10 protein-coding genes are annotated in these 16,338 nt (G+C 58.8%); 3 read left to right on the top strand and 7 right to left on the bottom strand.

Going from position 1 to position 16,338, the window contains the following annotated elements; all coding sequences use genetic code 11:
• Positions 1–169: 169 nt before the first annotated feature.
• From ltrA (JI721_RS03405) to JI721_RS03415, 3 genes are all read right to left on the bottom strand, one after another.
• Positions 170–1,486 (bottom strand): group II intron reverse transcriptase/maturase, encoded by a 1,317-nt coding sequence (gene ltrA / locus JI721_RS03405; RefSeq protein WP_274456680.1) that lies wholly within the window; start codon positions 1,484–1,486, stop codon positions 170–172.
• Positions 1,487–2,164: 678 nt separating this feature from the next.
• Positions 2,165–2,785 carry a 7-cyano-7-deazaguanine synthase QueC gene (gene queC, locus JI721_RS03410; RefSeq protein WP_274457637.1) on the bottom strand — a complete coding sequence of 207 codons (621 nt, stop codon included), beginning with the start codon at positions 2,783–2,785 and terminating at the stop codon, positions 2,165–2,167.
• Positions 2,786–2,928: 143 nt separating this feature from the next.
• The gene (locus JI721_RS03415; protein ID WP_407654067.1) at positions 2,929–5,436 is read right to left on the bottom strand and encodes a transglycosylase domain-containing protein; all 2,508 of its coding nucleotides are present in this window, start codon (positions 5,434–5,436) and stop codon (positions 2,929–2,931) included.
• 958 nt (positions 5,437–6,394) lie between these two features.
• Here JI721_RS03415 and ltrA (JI721_RS03420) point away from each other — a divergent pair.
• From ltrA (JI721_RS03420) to JI721_RS03430, 3 genes are all read left to right on the top strand, one after another.
• Entirely contained in the window at positions 6,395–7,798 is a 1,404-nt protein-coding gene (gene ltrA, locus JI721_RS03420; protein WP_274456682.1) for a group II intron reverse transcriptase/maturase, read from the top strand.
• A 163-nt stretch (positions 7,799–7,961) separates the two neighbouring features.
• Entirely contained in the window at positions 7,962–11,180 is a 3,219-nt protein-coding gene (gene ileS / locus JI721_RS03425; RefSeq protein WP_274456683.1) for an isoleucine--tRNA ligase, read from the top strand.
• A 70-nt stretch (positions 11,181–11,250) separates the two neighbouring features.
• Positions 11,251–12,033, top strand: a complete 783-nt coding sequence (locus JI721_RS03430) for an enoyl-CoA hydratase/isomerase family protein (protein WP_274456684.1) — start codon at positions 11,251–11,253, stop codon at positions 12,031–12,033.
• Positions 12,034–12,085: 52 nt separating this feature from the next.
• On the opposite strand, the gene JI721_RS03435 is transcribed toward JI721_RS03430, so the two are convergent.
• The 4 genes from JI721_RS03435 to JI721_RS03450 form a co-directional block, all read right to left on the bottom strand.
• Positions 12,086–13,630, bottom strand: a complete 1,545-nt coding sequence (locus tag JI721_RS03435; protein ID WP_274456686.1) for an ATP-binding protein — start codon at positions 13,628–13,630, stop codon at positions 12,086–12,088.
• A gap of 238 nt (positions 13,631–13,868) precedes the next feature.
• Positions 13,869–14,339: a 6,7-dimethyl-8-ribityllumazine synthase gene (gene ribH, locus JI721_RS03440; protein ID WP_274456687.1), complete on the bottom strand. Its 471-nt coding sequence runs from the start codon at positions 14,337–14,339 to the stop codon at positions 13,869–13,871.
• Positions 14,340–14,374: 35 nt separating this feature from the next.
• Positions 14,375–15,592, bottom strand: a complete 1,218-nt coding sequence (locus JI721_RS03445; RefSeq protein ID WP_274456688.1) for a bifunctional 3,4-dihydroxy-2-butanone-4-phosphate synthase/GTP cyclohydrolase II — start codon at positions 15,590–15,592, stop codon at positions 14,375–14,377.
• 50 nt (positions 15,593–15,642) lie between these two features.
• On the bottom strand, positions 15,643–16,329 hold the full coding sequence (locus tag JI721_RS03450; protein ID WP_274456689.1) for a riboflavin synthase: 687 nt from the start codon (positions 16,327–16,329) through the stop codon (positions 15,643–15,645).
• Between the last annotated feature and the right edge of the window lie 9 nt (positions 16,330–16,338).

Genomic DNA, 16,338 nt, shown 5'->3' on the forward strand with positions numbered 1-16,338 from the left:
ATCGCGGCGGGCGGCCGTCTGCGTTCCTGCGGGGTCCCACCGCGTCGCGGCCGGCGGGGTCCCGCCCCTTGTAGAGTAAAGGGCTGGGCAACCAGCCCCTCCTCATCAAACCGTACGTGAGGTTTTCCCTCATACGGCTTTCCGATGTTCTTCACCTTGCGCCCTATAGCTACGCACCATAGCCTGTTACAGACTTCAGTCCCATGCCCCGAAATGCCTTCATAATCTCAGATTGGCTCTTTCGGCTGCGCTTGTACTTCTTGCGCCAATACAGTATCAGTCGTCGTGAGATGTGCCAGTCTATCTTGGCAAGAAATTTCCTGCTCGCCTTCGGGTCCGCCGCCGTGTAGTAATTCGTCCATCCTTGGATAATGGGGTTCAGCCTGCTTACCACCTGTTGTACGGTCCAGTACAGGCGGTTTCGTGGGGCAAGTTCCTCTCGCACTCTGTCCCTCATCTTCTTCATGGACTTCTTCGACGGATAGCTCCGAAACGCGTTCCACACCCGTCCCCCCGGTCGCATCATCGGCATGTACCGGTGATGGTGTCCCAGAAAGTCGAATCCCGGCTTTCCCGGCCAAAGGCTTACCAGCTTGGACTTTTCCCGGTTCATGCGCAACTCCAGCCGCTGAAACACCGCCTTCAGGACTTGGATGGCTTTGAGCGCATCAGCCTTCTTGTGGCACAGAATCACAAGGTCATCGGCGTATCGTACCAGTTTACCGAGGTGCGTGTAATTCCTCTCCCACACGGTGTCGAGGTAGTTCAGGTAGATGTTCGCCAGCAGTGGCGAGATGACTCCCCCCTGCGGACTTCCCAATTCCGTTTCGTGGAACAGGCCTTCTTCCACGTACCCGGCCTTGAGCCATTGCCTGATGAGCTTGAGTACCCGCCGGTCGCTCACTCTTTGCTTGACCAGCATGAGTAACTTGTCGTGCGGGATGTTGTTGAAATACCCTGAGATGTCCACATCGACAGCCCAATAGGTATTCTCGTAATTCACAGTCCGCTGAATTCGTTGTATAGCGTCTTTGGCACTGCGCTTGGGTCGGAACCCAAACGAGCAGTCTTTGAAATCCGCCTCGAATATGGGCTCAAGCACCATCTTCGACGCCATCTGCACCAGACGGTCCTGGATGACCGGTATCCCCAGCGGCCTTTCCTTGCCATCCGCCTTCGGGATGTTCTTCCTCCGCACTGGCAGCGGCCGATATGTGCCCTTTTTCAGCAGATCCTGTGTCTCCCGCACAAACTGTTCTTCTCCGTACTCCTCCACGATGTGTCGGATGGTTACCCCATCCACTCCCGCGCTTCCTCGATTTGCCTTGACTCGTCTCCATGCTTCCCACAGCACGTCCGACCTGTATACCTTGTCATACAGGGAATGAAACCTTCGCTTGGCATTCGCCTTCGCAGCAAGGTAGAGGGTTCTTTGGAGTTCTCGAGCTTTTACTTTGGTGTAGTTAGCAGTGTTCACTGCATTCACTCGCTCTTACCTCCCTCAGATACCCGTGAACAAAGCGGGGTAGTGTGCTCGTGCACGCCCTTCCCTCCACGGAGTTATGTTGCTCCGCTTCTTCGGTACTATGGCCCCCTCCGACTCCCTCTCCGCCGCTCGCCACTTCACCTCTTCGGCTTATAGGCTCACGCTTTACGGCTATTGCCGTGCGGGGTAGGGTCTCCCTAGTTCCAGACGCAACTGTCCCTGCATGCCGTTCCCCATACACCGGAGGGTTCTTCCACACTGCTCATCCAAGATCTTCGTGTGTTCCATGGCCTTCACCCGTACCCTCGGGGCTCGGCTCCCTCTTGTCCCTTTCGGGTCAGTTATAACGATGCGGCAGGATTCACTTCATGTTACAGCCTGCAGGTTTGCTTCACCTATTTTCTAGGATTTTTTTCACAGGGCTTCATCCTTAGGCTCTCACCGCCAGATGCCTGCTAGCTACGAGGCGGCTTGGTCCCTACCTCGGTTGGACTTTCACCAACAAGTTGCGCCTAGCTTAGCTAGGCACACAAGGCGCCTTTCCTTCCCTAAGCCGCCGCATGCCGAGCGGCGCCCCCAGCGGCCTCAGATCCCGACGCTTTAGGCGCCTTTCCTGCCTCATCCCGCCCAAAAAACAAAGGACGAGCCCCAACGGCTCGCCCCGTCCCTTCCTTCCCCTTACTTGCGGTATGGAATCGGGTCCGTATACCCCGCCTCCGCGAAGCCCTTTAAGCGCAGCCGGCAGCTGTCACACTTGCCGCAGGCTTCTTCGCCGCCTTGGTAGCAGGAGGTCGTAAGTTCGTACGGAACCCCAAGCCGCATCCCTTCGCGGATGATTTCTGCCTTCGTCCAGTGCATCAGCGGCGCCTCAATGGTGATGGGGTGACCGTCCACCCCCGCCTTCGTGCCCACGCGAATGGCTTCCTGTACGGCGGCAATAAACTCCGGCCGACAGTCCGGGTAGCCGCTGTAGTCCAGTGCGTTGACGCCGATGAAAATCGCGTTTGCGCCAATCACTTCGGCGTAGCTGCCCGCCATCGACAGAAACAGGAGGTTGCGTCCGGGCACATAGGTCACCGGAATGTCTTCCCCGACCCCCGTGGTCGGCACCTCCACGTTGTCGTCCGTCAATGCGCTGCCGCCGATTTGCCGCAAGAAGTCCATCTTCACCACCTGATGCACCGTTGCATGGTAAAACGCGGCGACCCGCCTGGCGTGCGCCACCTCGACACTGTGGCGCTGTCCATAGTCAAATGTCAGCGGGTACAACTCGTATCCGCGGTCCTTCGCAATCCCCATGCAAGTCGTACTGTCCAGTCCCCCGCTGAGGATCACGACCGCTTTCTTCCCTTGCTCTTTGCCTGCGCTCACGTTCACCCTACCCCCATCGCTTTCGCTTCGCCCTTACAGCCCGAGCGCGCCCTTGCAGCCCGAGCACGCCCTTACAACCCGCCGAGTACACCGCCGTTATTGCCAGACCCACCGCCAGTGGAATTGCCTCCGCCGGATCCGGTCGTCGGCGTGCTGTTGGTCGTGTTTGATCCACCGCCGCCGGTCTCGTTGCCCGGTCCGGGGGCGCCGCCTGTGACATTACCGCCCGTGCCTGGGCCCGTGCCTGGCCCCGTGCCCGGGGCCGTTCCATTGCCCGTGCCCTGGCCCCCCAGGCCGCCCCCGGTGGAATTTCCCGGACCACCGCCAGTTCCTACACCCGGCGCCTGCACCGTCACCGTGACAGACTGCGCCTGGCCGATGGGCGATCCAGTTGTCGGATCCACCGCCTGCACGACATAGGTGTAGGTGCCGCCCAACTGCACGCTGGAATCGTCAAAGGTTGTCGTCGACACCTGACCGATTTGCTCCATCTGGCTGCTGCCCTGTCCGCCCGCTGGCGCAGACACCGTCGAACGTTCGATGACGAAGCTTTTCGTACCGGTCAACGACGTCTGCCAACTCAACTGCACCGCGTTCGCCGCCGCGTTCCAGGAAGCTGTCAGGTTGGTCACGGCGTTCTGGGTGTTTTGATTCGGCTGCGGCGTCTGTTGGCTCGGCTGGATGTTGAATTGCTGCGGCGTCTCGCCCTGGACTGCGAGTTTCACGATGTCACTGAAGATCATCGCGCAGTTGGCCGACGGGTCAAGCGTCGTCCACTCCAGATGATGTTCTGCATCCGTGTTGTCGTACCCGATGTAGATAGACCCAACCATGGTCGGCGTATAGCCGTCAAACCAGCCGTTGCGAATCCAGTCCGGATGGGATTCCGAGGTATCGTACTGCACAGTCCCAGTCTTGCCAGCCACCCCCCAGCCAGGCACCTGCGCACGGGTACCAGTCCCGTTCTGAACCACATCCTCCATCAACTGCGTCATCGTCTGTGCCGTCTGCTGCGTCATGACCTGTTTGGAGGACGGCTGGTACTGATAAATCACGTTGCCTTCCTGATTCACAATCTTGTTCACCAAATGCTCCTGCATCTGCACGCCGTTGTCGTCGAACGGCTCATAGGCCTGCGCCATCTGAGCCGGCGTGACGTCCTCACAGCCGATGGCAGCGCACAGCTCGTTCTTCTCTTGGTCGGTGAACGTAATTCCGTCATTCTCCGCAAACTGAATTCCGGTCTGCAGCCCAATTTGCTGCAACAGCCACACGGATGCAATGTTTTGAGACTGCGTCAGGGCATATTGCAGCGTAACCCGGGTCGGCCCTTCACCCTCCCAGTTGGACGGACGGTAGTTGCCCGGGAACGTTTGCGGCGCGTTGTTGAGAATCGAATTCGGCCCCCAATTTCCGCTTTGGATGGCCGGTGCGTAGTCGATGATGGGCTTAATCGACGAACCCGGGGAACTCTTGGCATAGACGCGGTCATAGCCGAGCGCCACAGCATCCTGTCCCCGCGACCCGGCAGCACCGAGGATGCCGCCCGTCTTCGGGTCGACAAAGATACCTGCACCTTCCACAATGGTGCCAGAGGTTGGCCCAGGGAAATCGCCATTGTAGTTCGTGCTGCCAAATACGGTATCGACCGCCTGCTGGACCTTCGGGTCGAGCGTGGTGTAGATCTTCAGCCCGCCCTGCTCCACTTGCTGCGGCGTAATACTCTCGCCGTTTGGCATGTGGTTCTGTAGGTAATCCAACAGGAAGTTCATCAGAATTGGATTGGATTCCCATGGATCATCGGGAAGAGCATGATAGGACACACCCAGTCCTTGCTTCTCCGCGGCGGTCGCCTGAGCCTGCGAGATATACCCGTATTTGACCATGTTCTGCAGCACTTCGTTGCGCCGCGTCAACGCTGCGTGAGGATTCTGCAGCGGGTCATAGGCACTTGGCGCCTGCGGCAACCCGGCCAAAAGGGCCGCCTGGTCCAGGGTCAGGTGCGGGTCCTTGCGAAGGTCAATGCCAAAATACCGCTGTGCTGCCTGTTCCACACCGGTTGCACCTTCGCCCAGATAGACTTTGTTCAGATACATGGTCAGAATCTCTTGCTTTGTGTAGTGGCGATTGATTTGTACGCCCAGCACGACCTGCTGAATCTTTCGGCTGAACGTCTTTTTGTCATTGAGAAACACGATTTTGGCCAACTGTTCCTGAATGGTGCTGCCACCCTGGGACAAACTTCCCGACCACAAGTCTACGAACGCGGCGCGCAGGATGCCGCGCACGTCGACACTGGAACTGTTCCAGAAATTGTGGTCCTCCGTGGCGACCAGCGCATTCTGGAGGACCTTCGGGATTTGTTGATAGGTCAGGTCGGACTCTCCAGGCGCTGCAATCTGAAGCATGGTCTGCCCATTGTCGCCATAAACAACTGTCGGTGTCGTCATGCTCTGCAGTTTGGTGGTGTCAAACGGGATGAACTGCACCAGCGCCGTGAAGACGCCCACAAACACCGCGATGACAGCAACCAAGCCGATCGCGATGCGAATTGCGTACTTTCGCGCCAATTGGCTCACCTCGCGTTGTCGACAGACGGCATGCGCGCGCGGGCATCACGCGCGGGGGGCCGCCTGTCTGAATCAGTTCTTGTGCCCATGCAGACATCTTGTGCTGTCCAGACACAAAAAAATCCTCTCAGGACATAGTACGAGACCCGAGCCCAGAATTGTACGGGTATCCATGACAACATCCTGACTCTTGTACCACACAGCAGGGGGAAGCCAACAGCAGAACCGTTGAGGGGTGTGGCTGGATTTGCTACAATAGTGACAATAACTGTATTGATGACGCAATGACGAGGACGCGTCGTCCTGAGACTGGATGATGACAGAGAGTGGGACCCGCTGAGAACCCATTCATCCACCAGGTTCGACATCCCCTCCGAGCCATCCACCGAACGCGCTTGCCGGACAGGCTGGGCTGGTAGGCTGGATCGTCTTCCCACGTTACGGGACCAAATGGAGCGTACGACGACGGGTCCGGTCATGACGACCGGCGCGAGACGATACGCTAAGTTGGGTGGTACAGCGGCTGGAAGCCGCCCCTTCGCGGGGCGGCTTTTTGTGTGTACGCCCGGCATGGGCGGTTTCTATAGGGTGAAAGTCCCGAACGGGGGTTGGTGACATACCTACCGTTAGCCAAGAGCAAAGGTGTCCGTTGCGAGGCGGAATCTGAAGGAAGCTGGAGGCAAACTCTCGACCCGAGGTACACGAATCGCATTTGAGGCTGTGGCAGTTGGACGAGTTGCCTCAACACAACGAAGTCCGAAGTCACCAAGGGCTGTTGCAGTAAACTGCGGCGGGTGCATGAGAGGAAAGAGACCGCTCTTATCCGGGGAGGCCTGTCCGGTACGCCAGTAAAGCTGGTAACCGCGACCGGGAGGTGGCGCTGAACGGGCAGGAGTCAGCAGAGGCCATAGTACATCGGCAAGCGCTTGTCGATGGAAGGGTCGAACATGAAATGAGGATGGACTGGATGCGTTCGAACGATGAGCAGAGACAGCAGAATACCCCGCAAGGGGCCTCCTCCCAGAGGGTAGCGGTGAAGCCGCGAGAGGCTGGAGAGCGAGGGCCGAGTTCGTCGTCGGCACAAAGACAGACCCCATCCTGCGAAGGCAATACCGCCTTGCTGGAAGAGGTACTGCAGCGAGAGAACATGCTGCGGGCCTTGTATCGAGTCGAATCGAACAAGGGAGCGCCGGGCGTGGACGGAGTGACGGTAGAACAACTACGGTCGTACGTCCAGACGCACTGGGCTGACATCCGTCAGCAGCTGCTCGCGGGAACCTACAAGCCTCAACCCGTCAGGCGGGTCGAGATTCCGAAACCCGGAGGCGGGAAGAGGAAGCTGGGGATTCCCTCCGTGGTCGACCGACTCATTCAGCAAGCACTTCTTCAGGTGCTTAACCCAATCTTCGACCCGACATTCTCACCAAACAGCTACGGGTTTCGCCCAAGGCGCAAAGCCCAGGACGCGGTGCTCAAAGCACAGGAGTACATCCGGGAAGGGTACGCATGGACAGTGGATATGGACTTGGCTGCGTTCTTTGACCGCGTCAATCACGACATGCTCATGGCACGTGTGGCACGAAAGGTGAAGGACAAGCGAGTTCTCAGACTGATACGGGCGTACTTGAACGCCGGAGTACTGGAGAATGGCGTCGTGGTGAGGAGCGAAGAAGGCACACCGCAAGGAGGCCCGCTCAGTCCGTTACTGGCGAACATCCTGCTGGACGACTTCGACCGTGAACTCACGAAACGTGGACACAGGTTCGTCCGCTATGCGGACGATTGCAACGTCTATGTGAAGTCGCGCAGAGCTGGGGAACGGGTGATGGCTTCGCTCACGAAATACCTGGAAGAAGGCCTGAAACTCAAAGTGAATCGGGAAAAGAGTGCCGTAGACAGACCGCAGAGGCGAAAGTTTCTGGGGTACAGCTTCCTGTATGGGAAGCAGGCGCCGATCCGATTGGCTGACAAGACGATTGAGCGATTCAAGGACAAGGTGCGCCAGATCACACGTCGAACGCGGAGCATGCCGCTGTCGGAGCGGATAAGACAACTCAATGCATACATCATGGGCTGGGTGGCCTACTTCCGACTTGCGCAGATGAAAGGGCACTGTGAACGGTTCGATGAATGGATACGCCGGAGGCTCCGAATGTGCATTTGGAAGCAGTGGAAACGGGTGAAAACCCGCTACACCAAACTTCGGGCACTGAACCAGCCAGAATGGGCCGTCCATATGATGGCGAACTCGCGCCGTGGACCATGGCAGATGGCGAAGAACCTGAACCATGCCATGGACAAGGCGTACTTTGAGGCGCTAGGTCTGCGGAGTCTCCAGGAGAGGTATTTGCAGCTTCGTGGTGTTTCATGAACCGCCTAGTGCGGACCCGCATGCTAGGTGGTGTGAGAGGTCGGGGGCTAGGCGCCCCCTCCTACTCGATTGTCGGACGAGATGGGCCCGCCACCGCGCACGGCCTCCGCCGAGCCGATGCCATCCCAGGTTTGTCCGCAACTGATGGAAGGAGAACATTCGTATGGCACAGGAAAAAACCTTGACGAGTCAACCAGGCGCTCATCAGGCGCCGCGAAAGGTGGATGCGAAAGAAGACGCCAAGTCGCGCGAATTACGCATCCTCAACATGTGGCAAGCCCAGGACATTTTCCGCAAGAGTCAGGCGCAGCGGGAGGGCGGACCGGAGTTTGTCTTTTACGACGGTCCCCCGACGGCGAACGGGCGCCCTCATTCCGGCCACGTCATTACGCGCGTGATGAAAGACGTGTACCCGCGCTACAAGGCGATGAAAGGGTACCACACCGAGCGCAAGGCAGGCTGGGATACGCACGGGCTGCCGGTGGAAATCGAGATCGAAAAGAAGTACGGCATCAGCGGCAAGAAGCAGATTCAAGCGTTTGGTGTGGAGCGTTTCATTAACGAGTGCCGCAACAGTGTCTTCGTATACGAGGAACTGTGGAAGGAAATGTCCGAACGGCTCGGCTACTGGGTCGATATGGAACATCCCTATATGACCCTGTCGGATGACTACATTGAAACGGTATGGTACCTGCTGCGGCAGATTTTCGACAAGGGTTACCTGTATCAGGGGCACCGGGTAAGTCCGTACTGTCCGCACTGCGAAACGACGCTGTCGAGTCATGAGGTGGCGCAGGGCTACAAGGACGTGAAGGACCTGACCGTCACCGCCAAGTTCCGCGTCACGGGCGGACCGGCGCTGGCCGCCGGATCCGCACAGAATGCCGGCGCACAAGCGCCCACATACATCCTGGCGTGGACCACGACACCGTGGACCCTGCCGTCCAACGTCGCACTGGCGGTCAATCCAGACCTGACCTACGTATGCTTCCAATCCGCGCAAACGGGTGAACGGTATTGGGTGGCAAACGACCTGCGTGCGTCGTTCATGAAGCCGGAGGACACCATCGTCGACCGCAAGTCCGGTCGGGAGCTCGTCGGCTCCACCTACGAACCGGTGTTCCACTACGTCCAGGTCGAAGGCAAAAAGTTCGTCGTCGTGCCATCGGGTCACGTGACCGCGGAGTCTGGTACAGGTGTGGTCCACATGGCACCGGCGTTCGGCGAGGACGACTACCGCGTGTGCCGGGAAAACGGCGTGATCTACTGCAACTTTGTCGACTTGACAGGCCGCTTTACCGACGATGTGACCGACTTTAGAGGGCGGTTCGTGCGCGATGAAGACGTGAACGTCGACATCGTCAAGCACCTGGCCGGCCGTGGACTCGTCTTTGAGAAACACAAGCACGAGCACGCCTACCCGCACTGCTGGCGCTGCGACACGCCGCTGTTGTACTACGCGATTGACAGCTGGTTCATCCAGACCACAGCGGTGAAGGAGCAGATGATTGCCAACTCGAATGCTGTCCACTGGATGCCCGAACACATCAAGGAAGGCCGGTTTGGCAACTTCCTGGAGAACATGGTGGACTGGAACCTGTCCCGCAGCCGCTACTGGGGCACGCCGCTGCCCATCTGGGTGTGTGCATCGTGCGGCCACAAACACTGTGTCGGGTCAAAAGCAGAACTGGAGCAGCTCGCGGGCCGGCTGCCGCAGGAGCTGCATAAGCCGTACATTGACGACATCACCTGGACGTGTGCCTGCGGCGGCGAGATGCGGCGTGTGCCGGAGGTCATCGACGCGTGGTTTGACTCCGGCAGCATGCCGTTCGGCCAGCTGCACTACCCGTTTGAGAACCAGGACGCGTTCGAGCGCCTGTACCCGGCCGATTATATCTGCGAAGCCATTGACCAGACGCGCGGCTGGTTCTACAGTCTGCTCGCCATCTCCACCCTGGTCACGGGACAGGCGCCGTACAAGAACGTGCTGGTGCTCGGGCACGTGCTCGACGAGGAAGGCAAGAAGATGTCGAAGTCAAAGGGCAACGTCATCGACCCCTTTGAAGCCTTGGACATGCACGGCGCCGACGCGCTGCGGTTTTACTTCCTTTCGAACACGCAGCCGTGGAACTCGCAGCGTTTCTACCACAAGGCGGTGGCGGAAAGCAAAGCCAAGTTCATCGACCTGCTGCAGAACGTGCACGCTTTCTACGCGCTCTACGCAGGCATCGACCGCTTCCAGCCCGCGGCACACCACGTGCCTGTGCCGGAGCGGCCGCTCTTGGACCGGTGGATCACGGCCCGTCTGCACGACACCGTCCGCCGCGTCGACAACTGGCTGAACGCGTACGACGCGACGGCGGCGGCGCGCGGACTGCAGGAGTTTGTCAACGAGCTGTCGACCTGGTACATCCGGCGCAGCCGCGACCGCTTCTGGGCGCCCGGCATGGAGCCGGACAAGGCGGCCGCCTTCCTGACGCTGTACGAGTGCCTGGAAACGCTGAGCAAGCTGATTGCGCCGTTTACACCCTTCATTGCGGAAGAGATTTACCAGAACGTCGTCAAGACGGCCCATCCAGAGGCCCCGGAGAGCGTGCATCTGTGCGACTTTCCAACGGCGGACGCCGCGCTCATCGACAGTGACCTGATTGCCGAGATGGACCAGGTGCTGCGCGTCGTGGAGAGCGGACGTCACCTGCGCAACGAAAGCAAAATCAAGACACGCCAGCCGCTCCTTGCGTTGTTCGTTCCAGAGAGCCAGCGCGCGGTGCTGGAGAAGTTCAGCGAGACCCTGAAGGATGAGCTGAACGTGAAGGAAGTCCGGTTCGCAGCGCTCGAGGACATCGCGAAGCCGGAACTCTATTTGAACCTGAAAGAAGTTGGGAAGGCGTACGGCAAGCTGGTTCCCGTGCTGAACCAAGCCGCCAAGTCGGCCACGCCCGAACAGGTGCGGGCGTTCCAGGAACGCGGCGAAGTCGTCCTGGAAGGCCAGACGATTTCCAGGGCAGAAGGCCACGCGGAGATTCGCTGGCACGCCTCGTTCCCGGGCCTCGTCACCGTCAGCAGCCGCGGGTTTGTCGGGCTCAACACCGAACTGACCGACGAACTGGTCGAGGAAGGCTACGTTCGTGAAATCATCTCCAAGATGCAGATGATGCGCAAGGAAGTGGACTACAACGTGACGGACCGCGTGACGTTCGCCGCCGCCGGCGACGCCGAGGTGCTCGACATTCTGCAGCGCAACCAGGAAGCCATCGCCGGCACGGTGCTCATCGCCGAGCTGCGCATTGGCGACGACAACCTGCAGGACGCAGACCTCCGGAAGGACTGGGACGTCAACGGGAAGCCGCTCACCCTGGCAGTCAAGGGGCCAAAATCGTAACATCCACAGTGCGCGGGAGGGCCGGGAAACAGAGTCCCTCCCGCTGCTGTTTCCGAAGGGAGAGGACATCATGTCTGAATTGCTGATTGACAATGCCGGCGGGGTTCGTACGCTGAAACTCAACCGCCCGGAGCGCCTCAACGCCGTCAACGACGCGCTCGCGAGCCAGCTCATCGCCGCACTCCACGAAGCGTCCGCAGACGACAGCGTGCGGGTTATCGTCATCACAGGGGAAGGCCGAGGCTTTTGCAGCGGCCTCGATTTGACGACCGTGGCGAACCGCAAAGTGGAAACGCGGCACGATGCGCTGGATGACATGGCCTGGGTCGGACGGCTGACGATGGCCATTGTCGGCAATGACAAACCGGTCATCGCCGCGATCAACGGGGTGGCGGCAGGCGCCGGATTCGCGATGACCCTGAGCTGCGACCTGCGCTTCATGGCCGCCAGCGCCAGGGTCACCACCGGCTACATCCGCCGCGCCCTCTCCCCGGATGCGGGGCTGACCTACTTCCTGCCGAGGATTGTCGGTCAGACCAAGGCCAACGAGCTGATTTTCACGGGCCGCGACGTGTCAGCCGAGGAGGCCCTGCGCATGGGACTAGTCAACGATGTGTTTCCGGACGACGCCTTCGCCGAGCGCGTGGCAGCCTTTGCCGCACAGCTCGCAGAAGGACCGCCCATCGCGATCACGCTGACCAAACGGCTGCTCGCCGCCAGCCCGGAAACGGACTTGCTGGCGCAGCTGCGCCGCGAGCTGTCGTCCATCCGCCAGTGCTTTGGTACGGAAGACGTCCGGGAAGGCGTCATGTCGATGATGGAGAAACGAAAACCCAAGTTTCAAGGCCGATAAGGCATTGCGCTGACGCGTCCCATCGCCGACAAACACCGACAAATCGCGTGCGTCAACGGGCATGCAGCGCCTTTTGCAAGGCTTGCTGCAAAGTGGGTTCCACATGAAGTCGCGTGCGGAACCCATCGCCCGCATCCAGCAGCATTCGCGCGACACGTGCCGTCATGCCTGTCAGCGTCGTGTCGCACCCCAAATACGCCGCCCCTAAAAGAATGCGGTCCAGGATGGACATGTCCACGTCTTCCGCAATAAAGGCGCCTGAGAGGTCGATAAAGACCTGTCTCATCCCGCTGGTCTCCAACTGTTCCAGAAGCCTGCCTTCAATCATATGCAAGCGCTCATTATCCAGTGTTCCGACAATCGGAAGGACGCCGATTTCGTCAAGCAGTGGAATCACCGGCACGCTCAACGCTTCAATCATCGCCTTTTGTGTCTTCACACCCTCTTCACGATGCTTCGTGAAGCTGACATTGAAGTGGACGATGAAATTGTCGAGCGCTTCGGCCGTCCGGTCGGCGATGCCAAACACACTCGCTGCGTCAATGTCTTTGTCTGAATAGAACCGCTCAAGGAACAGCCAAATCACCTTGCGCAGCGCGTAAAACCACTCCATTTTCGAGATGATGGGAATGTCTGATTTCGCCCAGGCAGCACCACGTTCCTGGGCAAACTCCACAATATCCTGGGTCAGGCCGTCCAGTACGAGTTCCGTGATTTGATAAGCATGTTCGAGGAGGTCTTGTTTCGTGACGAACTTGGATTGAGACACGATTTGAAACGTCGTGGCTGCCTGTTCCTCCAGCAGCTCACTAAACTTCGCCTGGTTGATTCGAAAGAACTCACGGATATCGTCTGATTGCATCAGTTGCACATTGGACATGCGCAAGGTACCCCCATCTTGGTCGCGGTAAATTGGCGATACAGGAAACTGTATGGTAAAGGTTGTCCCTTGCCCCGGCTGGCTCTCGACCTGAACCGAGGCGTGATTTTCATGTAATACGGAGTACACCTGGGCCAGGCCCATCCCTGTCCCTTCCGCCTTGGTGGTAAAGAAGGGGGTGCCCAGGCGGCTCAGGCTCTCTTCAGACATGCCCACACCGCTGTCCGTGATGGAAAGAATGACCGTGTCCCCGGTGCGATGGTGCTCAAGCTGAATGACGCCTGTCGCTTCAATCGCTTCGCATGCATTTTTGACCAAATTGAACAATGCCTGTTTGATTTGATTGCGCTTGCCGCGAATGCGCGTCGACTTGTCATTCCACTTCTTTTCAAATTGAATGCGGTAGGTCTCTTGCTGAAAGAGCGACAACACATTCTCCAGTTCCACGCACAGCGAAAAATCGGTTGGAGATTCGGACTGCAAACTGGGTTTGGAAACGGCCAGCAGGCTCTGGATGGTGACGAGCGCCTGGTCGAGCTCCGAAAAGACGACATCCCAGTATTTGAAGTCATGCTCATCTCGCAGCATCTGCAAGAACCCTTTGACCGTCGTCAGCGGATTGCGGATCTCGTGCGCTACCCCAGCCGCAATCTGGCCAATGGATGACAGTCGCTCAAGCACTTCAACCGAACGAATCTGCTCATCTTTATCCGTCAATCACAGCGCCCCTTGCCAGAGAATTCCTTACAGAAACACCCGATATGAAAGGTTCTACAAAAAGCGAGTAACGCCTTCTGAAGTATTCAAGAAATGCAAGGAAACAAAAAGGAACGTCTGAGTAACCACCCGACGGGTGTCGAGCCATCACTCACACGTTCCCAGCTTCTCCTCTTCAGAAACGCTTTGGACTGCCTGACGCATCAACATCACGCCTTCGTCCGCCGCGCGCCAGCCCCTACCGCAAAGCCCGCGTCAGGTTTGCCATCTCAATCGCGGAAGCTGCCGCTTCCCAACCCTTGTTGCCTGCCTTGGTGCCAGCCCGTTCAATCGCCTGTTCAATCGTGTCGGTGGTCAACACCCCGAAAATCGCCGGTGTGTTCGATGTCAGGCCAACACTCGCGACGCCCTTCGCAACCTCGCCAGCGACGTAGTCGAAATGCGGCGTCGAACCGCGGATCACGGCACCGAGCGCGATCACTGCGTCGTATTTGCCGCTTTGCGCCATCTGCTTGGTGACGAACGGAATTTCAAAGGCGCCTGGCACCCACGCCACCTCTACGTCGTTCTCATCGACCCCGTGGCGCTTCAGCGCGTCCAGCGCGCCCGCCAACAACTTGGAGGTGATAAATTCGTTAAAGCGGGACACGACAATCCCGACCTTCAGTCCCTGTCCGAGTAAATTGCCTTCCAACACACGAACGCCCATGTCATGTTTCCTCCTGTACCTGTGCTTTGCACTGCTTATAGATGCAATAAGTGCCCCAGTTTTTCCTTTTTGGTGTGCAGATACTGTTCATTGAACGGATTATGCTCCACTTCCAGCGGCACCCGTTCGACGACTTCCAGTCCGTGCCCAACAATGCCCTTGACCTTGCGCGGGTTGTTGGTCAACAGCCGCATTTGGCGAACGCCTAAGTCGTACAAAATCTGCGCCCCGATGCCGTAGTCCCGAAGGTCATCGGCAAATCCGAGCTTGTGGTTTGCCTCCACCGTGTCGGCGCCCTCGTCCTGCAAAGCATACGCCCTAATCTTGTTCAACAAGCCAATGCCGCGTCCTTCCTGGCGCAGGTAGACCAAGACGCCTTTGTCCGATTCACCAATTTGACGCAGTGCGGCCTCCAGCTGCGGCCCGCAGTCACACCGCAGTGACCCAAACGCGTCGCCCGTCAGGCATTCCGAATGCACCCGCACCAGCGTCGGGCTGCCGTCCATCTCGCCTTTGACAAGCGCCACGTGTTCCTTTCCGTCCAGTTTGTTCACATACACGAACACCTGAAACGGCCCGTACTTCGTGGGCAGCATCGCGCTCGCCGCTGGTCCGCCAAGGTCGTTCTCGACCACGCGCTCCACCAGTTGTTCGGACTGTTTCCGATAGGCAATCAAGTCCGCGATGGAAATCAGCTTCAACCCATGCTGCTTCGCCAACTTCTCCAGCTGCGGCAGCCGTGCCATCGTTCCGTCTTCATTCAGGATTTCGCAGATCACGGCGACCGGCGGCGCCCCGCACAGCCTCGCCAGGTCGACCGCGGCCTCCGTATGCCCGGCGCGCCGCAATACCCCGCCGTCTTTGGCAATCAGCGGGAAGATATGTCCCGGCTTGCGGAAATCCTCTGGTCCCGTGGTTTCATCCACCACTGCCGCAATCGTCTGGGCGCGTTCAAACGCGGAAATGCCCGTATGCGTTTGTGCGTGGTCAATCGACACGGTGAAGGCCGTTCCGTAGGAATCGGTGTTCTTCCCAACCATCTCATGCAAATCGAGGCGCTTGGCACGTTCCTCCGTAATCGGCACACAGAGCAATCCCCGTCCGTGCGTGATCATAAAGTTGACCACAGCGGCGTCAGCGCGCGACCCAATGGCGACAAAGTCACCCTCATTTTCCCGGTCTTCGTCGTCCACCACAATCACAATCTTGCCTTGCCGCAAGTCTTCCAGCGCATCCGCTATGGAATCAAACACCTCTACCACTCCTTTGGCAGTCCCCTGATTTTCCGTTGCAAGGCGGGGGACTATATAAACCCGTTTTCACGAAGAAACTCGAGATTCATCCCCCCGCCGCCGTCCGGCGACGCCACGTCTGCCCTCACCGTATGCGGGCGCGACGATGTATCCAATCCAAGCAGGCGCTCCACGTACTTCGCGATGACGTCGCACTCCAGGTTCACCTCGGCTCCCACAGGAACGGTCAGCAGTGTTGTGGCCAGGCCCGTGTGCGGAATGATGGACACCCGAAAGGTACTTTCCTGCACGTCCATCACGGTCAGGCTGACCCCGTCGATGCAAATTGACCCCTTTTCCGCAATATAGCGTGCCAGCGCGGGCGGCGCTGCAACCGAAAGAACCACGGCATTGCCTTCTGGTACGCGGTCCTTCAGAATGCCAACGCCGTCGACGTGACCGGACACGAGGTGTCCTCCCAGCCGGTCCCCAACCCGCAGCGCCCGCTCCAGGTTGACACGAGCCCCCGGTCTGAGCCGCCCCAAATTCGTCCGGCGCATGGTTTCCGGAACTGCGTCAGCCGTGAACGCGTTGGAAGTGAAGGTGGTCACGGTCAGACACACGCCGTTGACCGCGATGCTGTCTCCCAACTGAACATCCTCCAGCACACGCTTCGCAGCCAATTCAATACGCGCACCGTCGCGCACGGATTCGATGCGCCGCACAGTGGCGACCTCTTCTATCAATCCGGTAAACAATCCCTACAC

The organism is Alicyclobacillus cycloheptanicus (assembly GCF_028751525.1).
GTDB lineage: Bacteria > Bacillota > Bacilli > Alicyclobacillales > Alicyclobacillaceae > Alicyclobacillus_L > Alicyclobacillus_L cycloheptanicus.

Bases quoted from the DNA above. Each gene is read 5' to 3' on its own strand.
- ribH (WP_274456687.1), bottom strand. From the start codon at position 14,339: ATGGGCGTTCGTGTGTTGGAAGGCAATTTACTCGGACAGGGACTGAAG.
- JI721_RS03430 (WP_274456684.1), top strand. From the start codon at position 11,251: ATGTCTGAATTGCTGATTGACAATGCCGGCGGGGTTCGTACGCTGAAA.
- queC (WP_274457637.1), bottom strand. From the start codon at position 2,785: ATGGGGATTGCGAAGGACCGCGGATACGAGTTGTACCCGCTGACATTT.
- ltrA (WP_274456682.1), top strand. From the start codon at position 6,395: ATGCGTTCGAACGATGAGCAGAGACAGCAGAATACCCCGCAAGGGGCC.
- ileS (WP_274456683.1), top strand. From the start codon at position 7,962: ATGGCACAGGAAAAAACCTTGACGAGTCAACCAGGCGCTCATCAGGCG.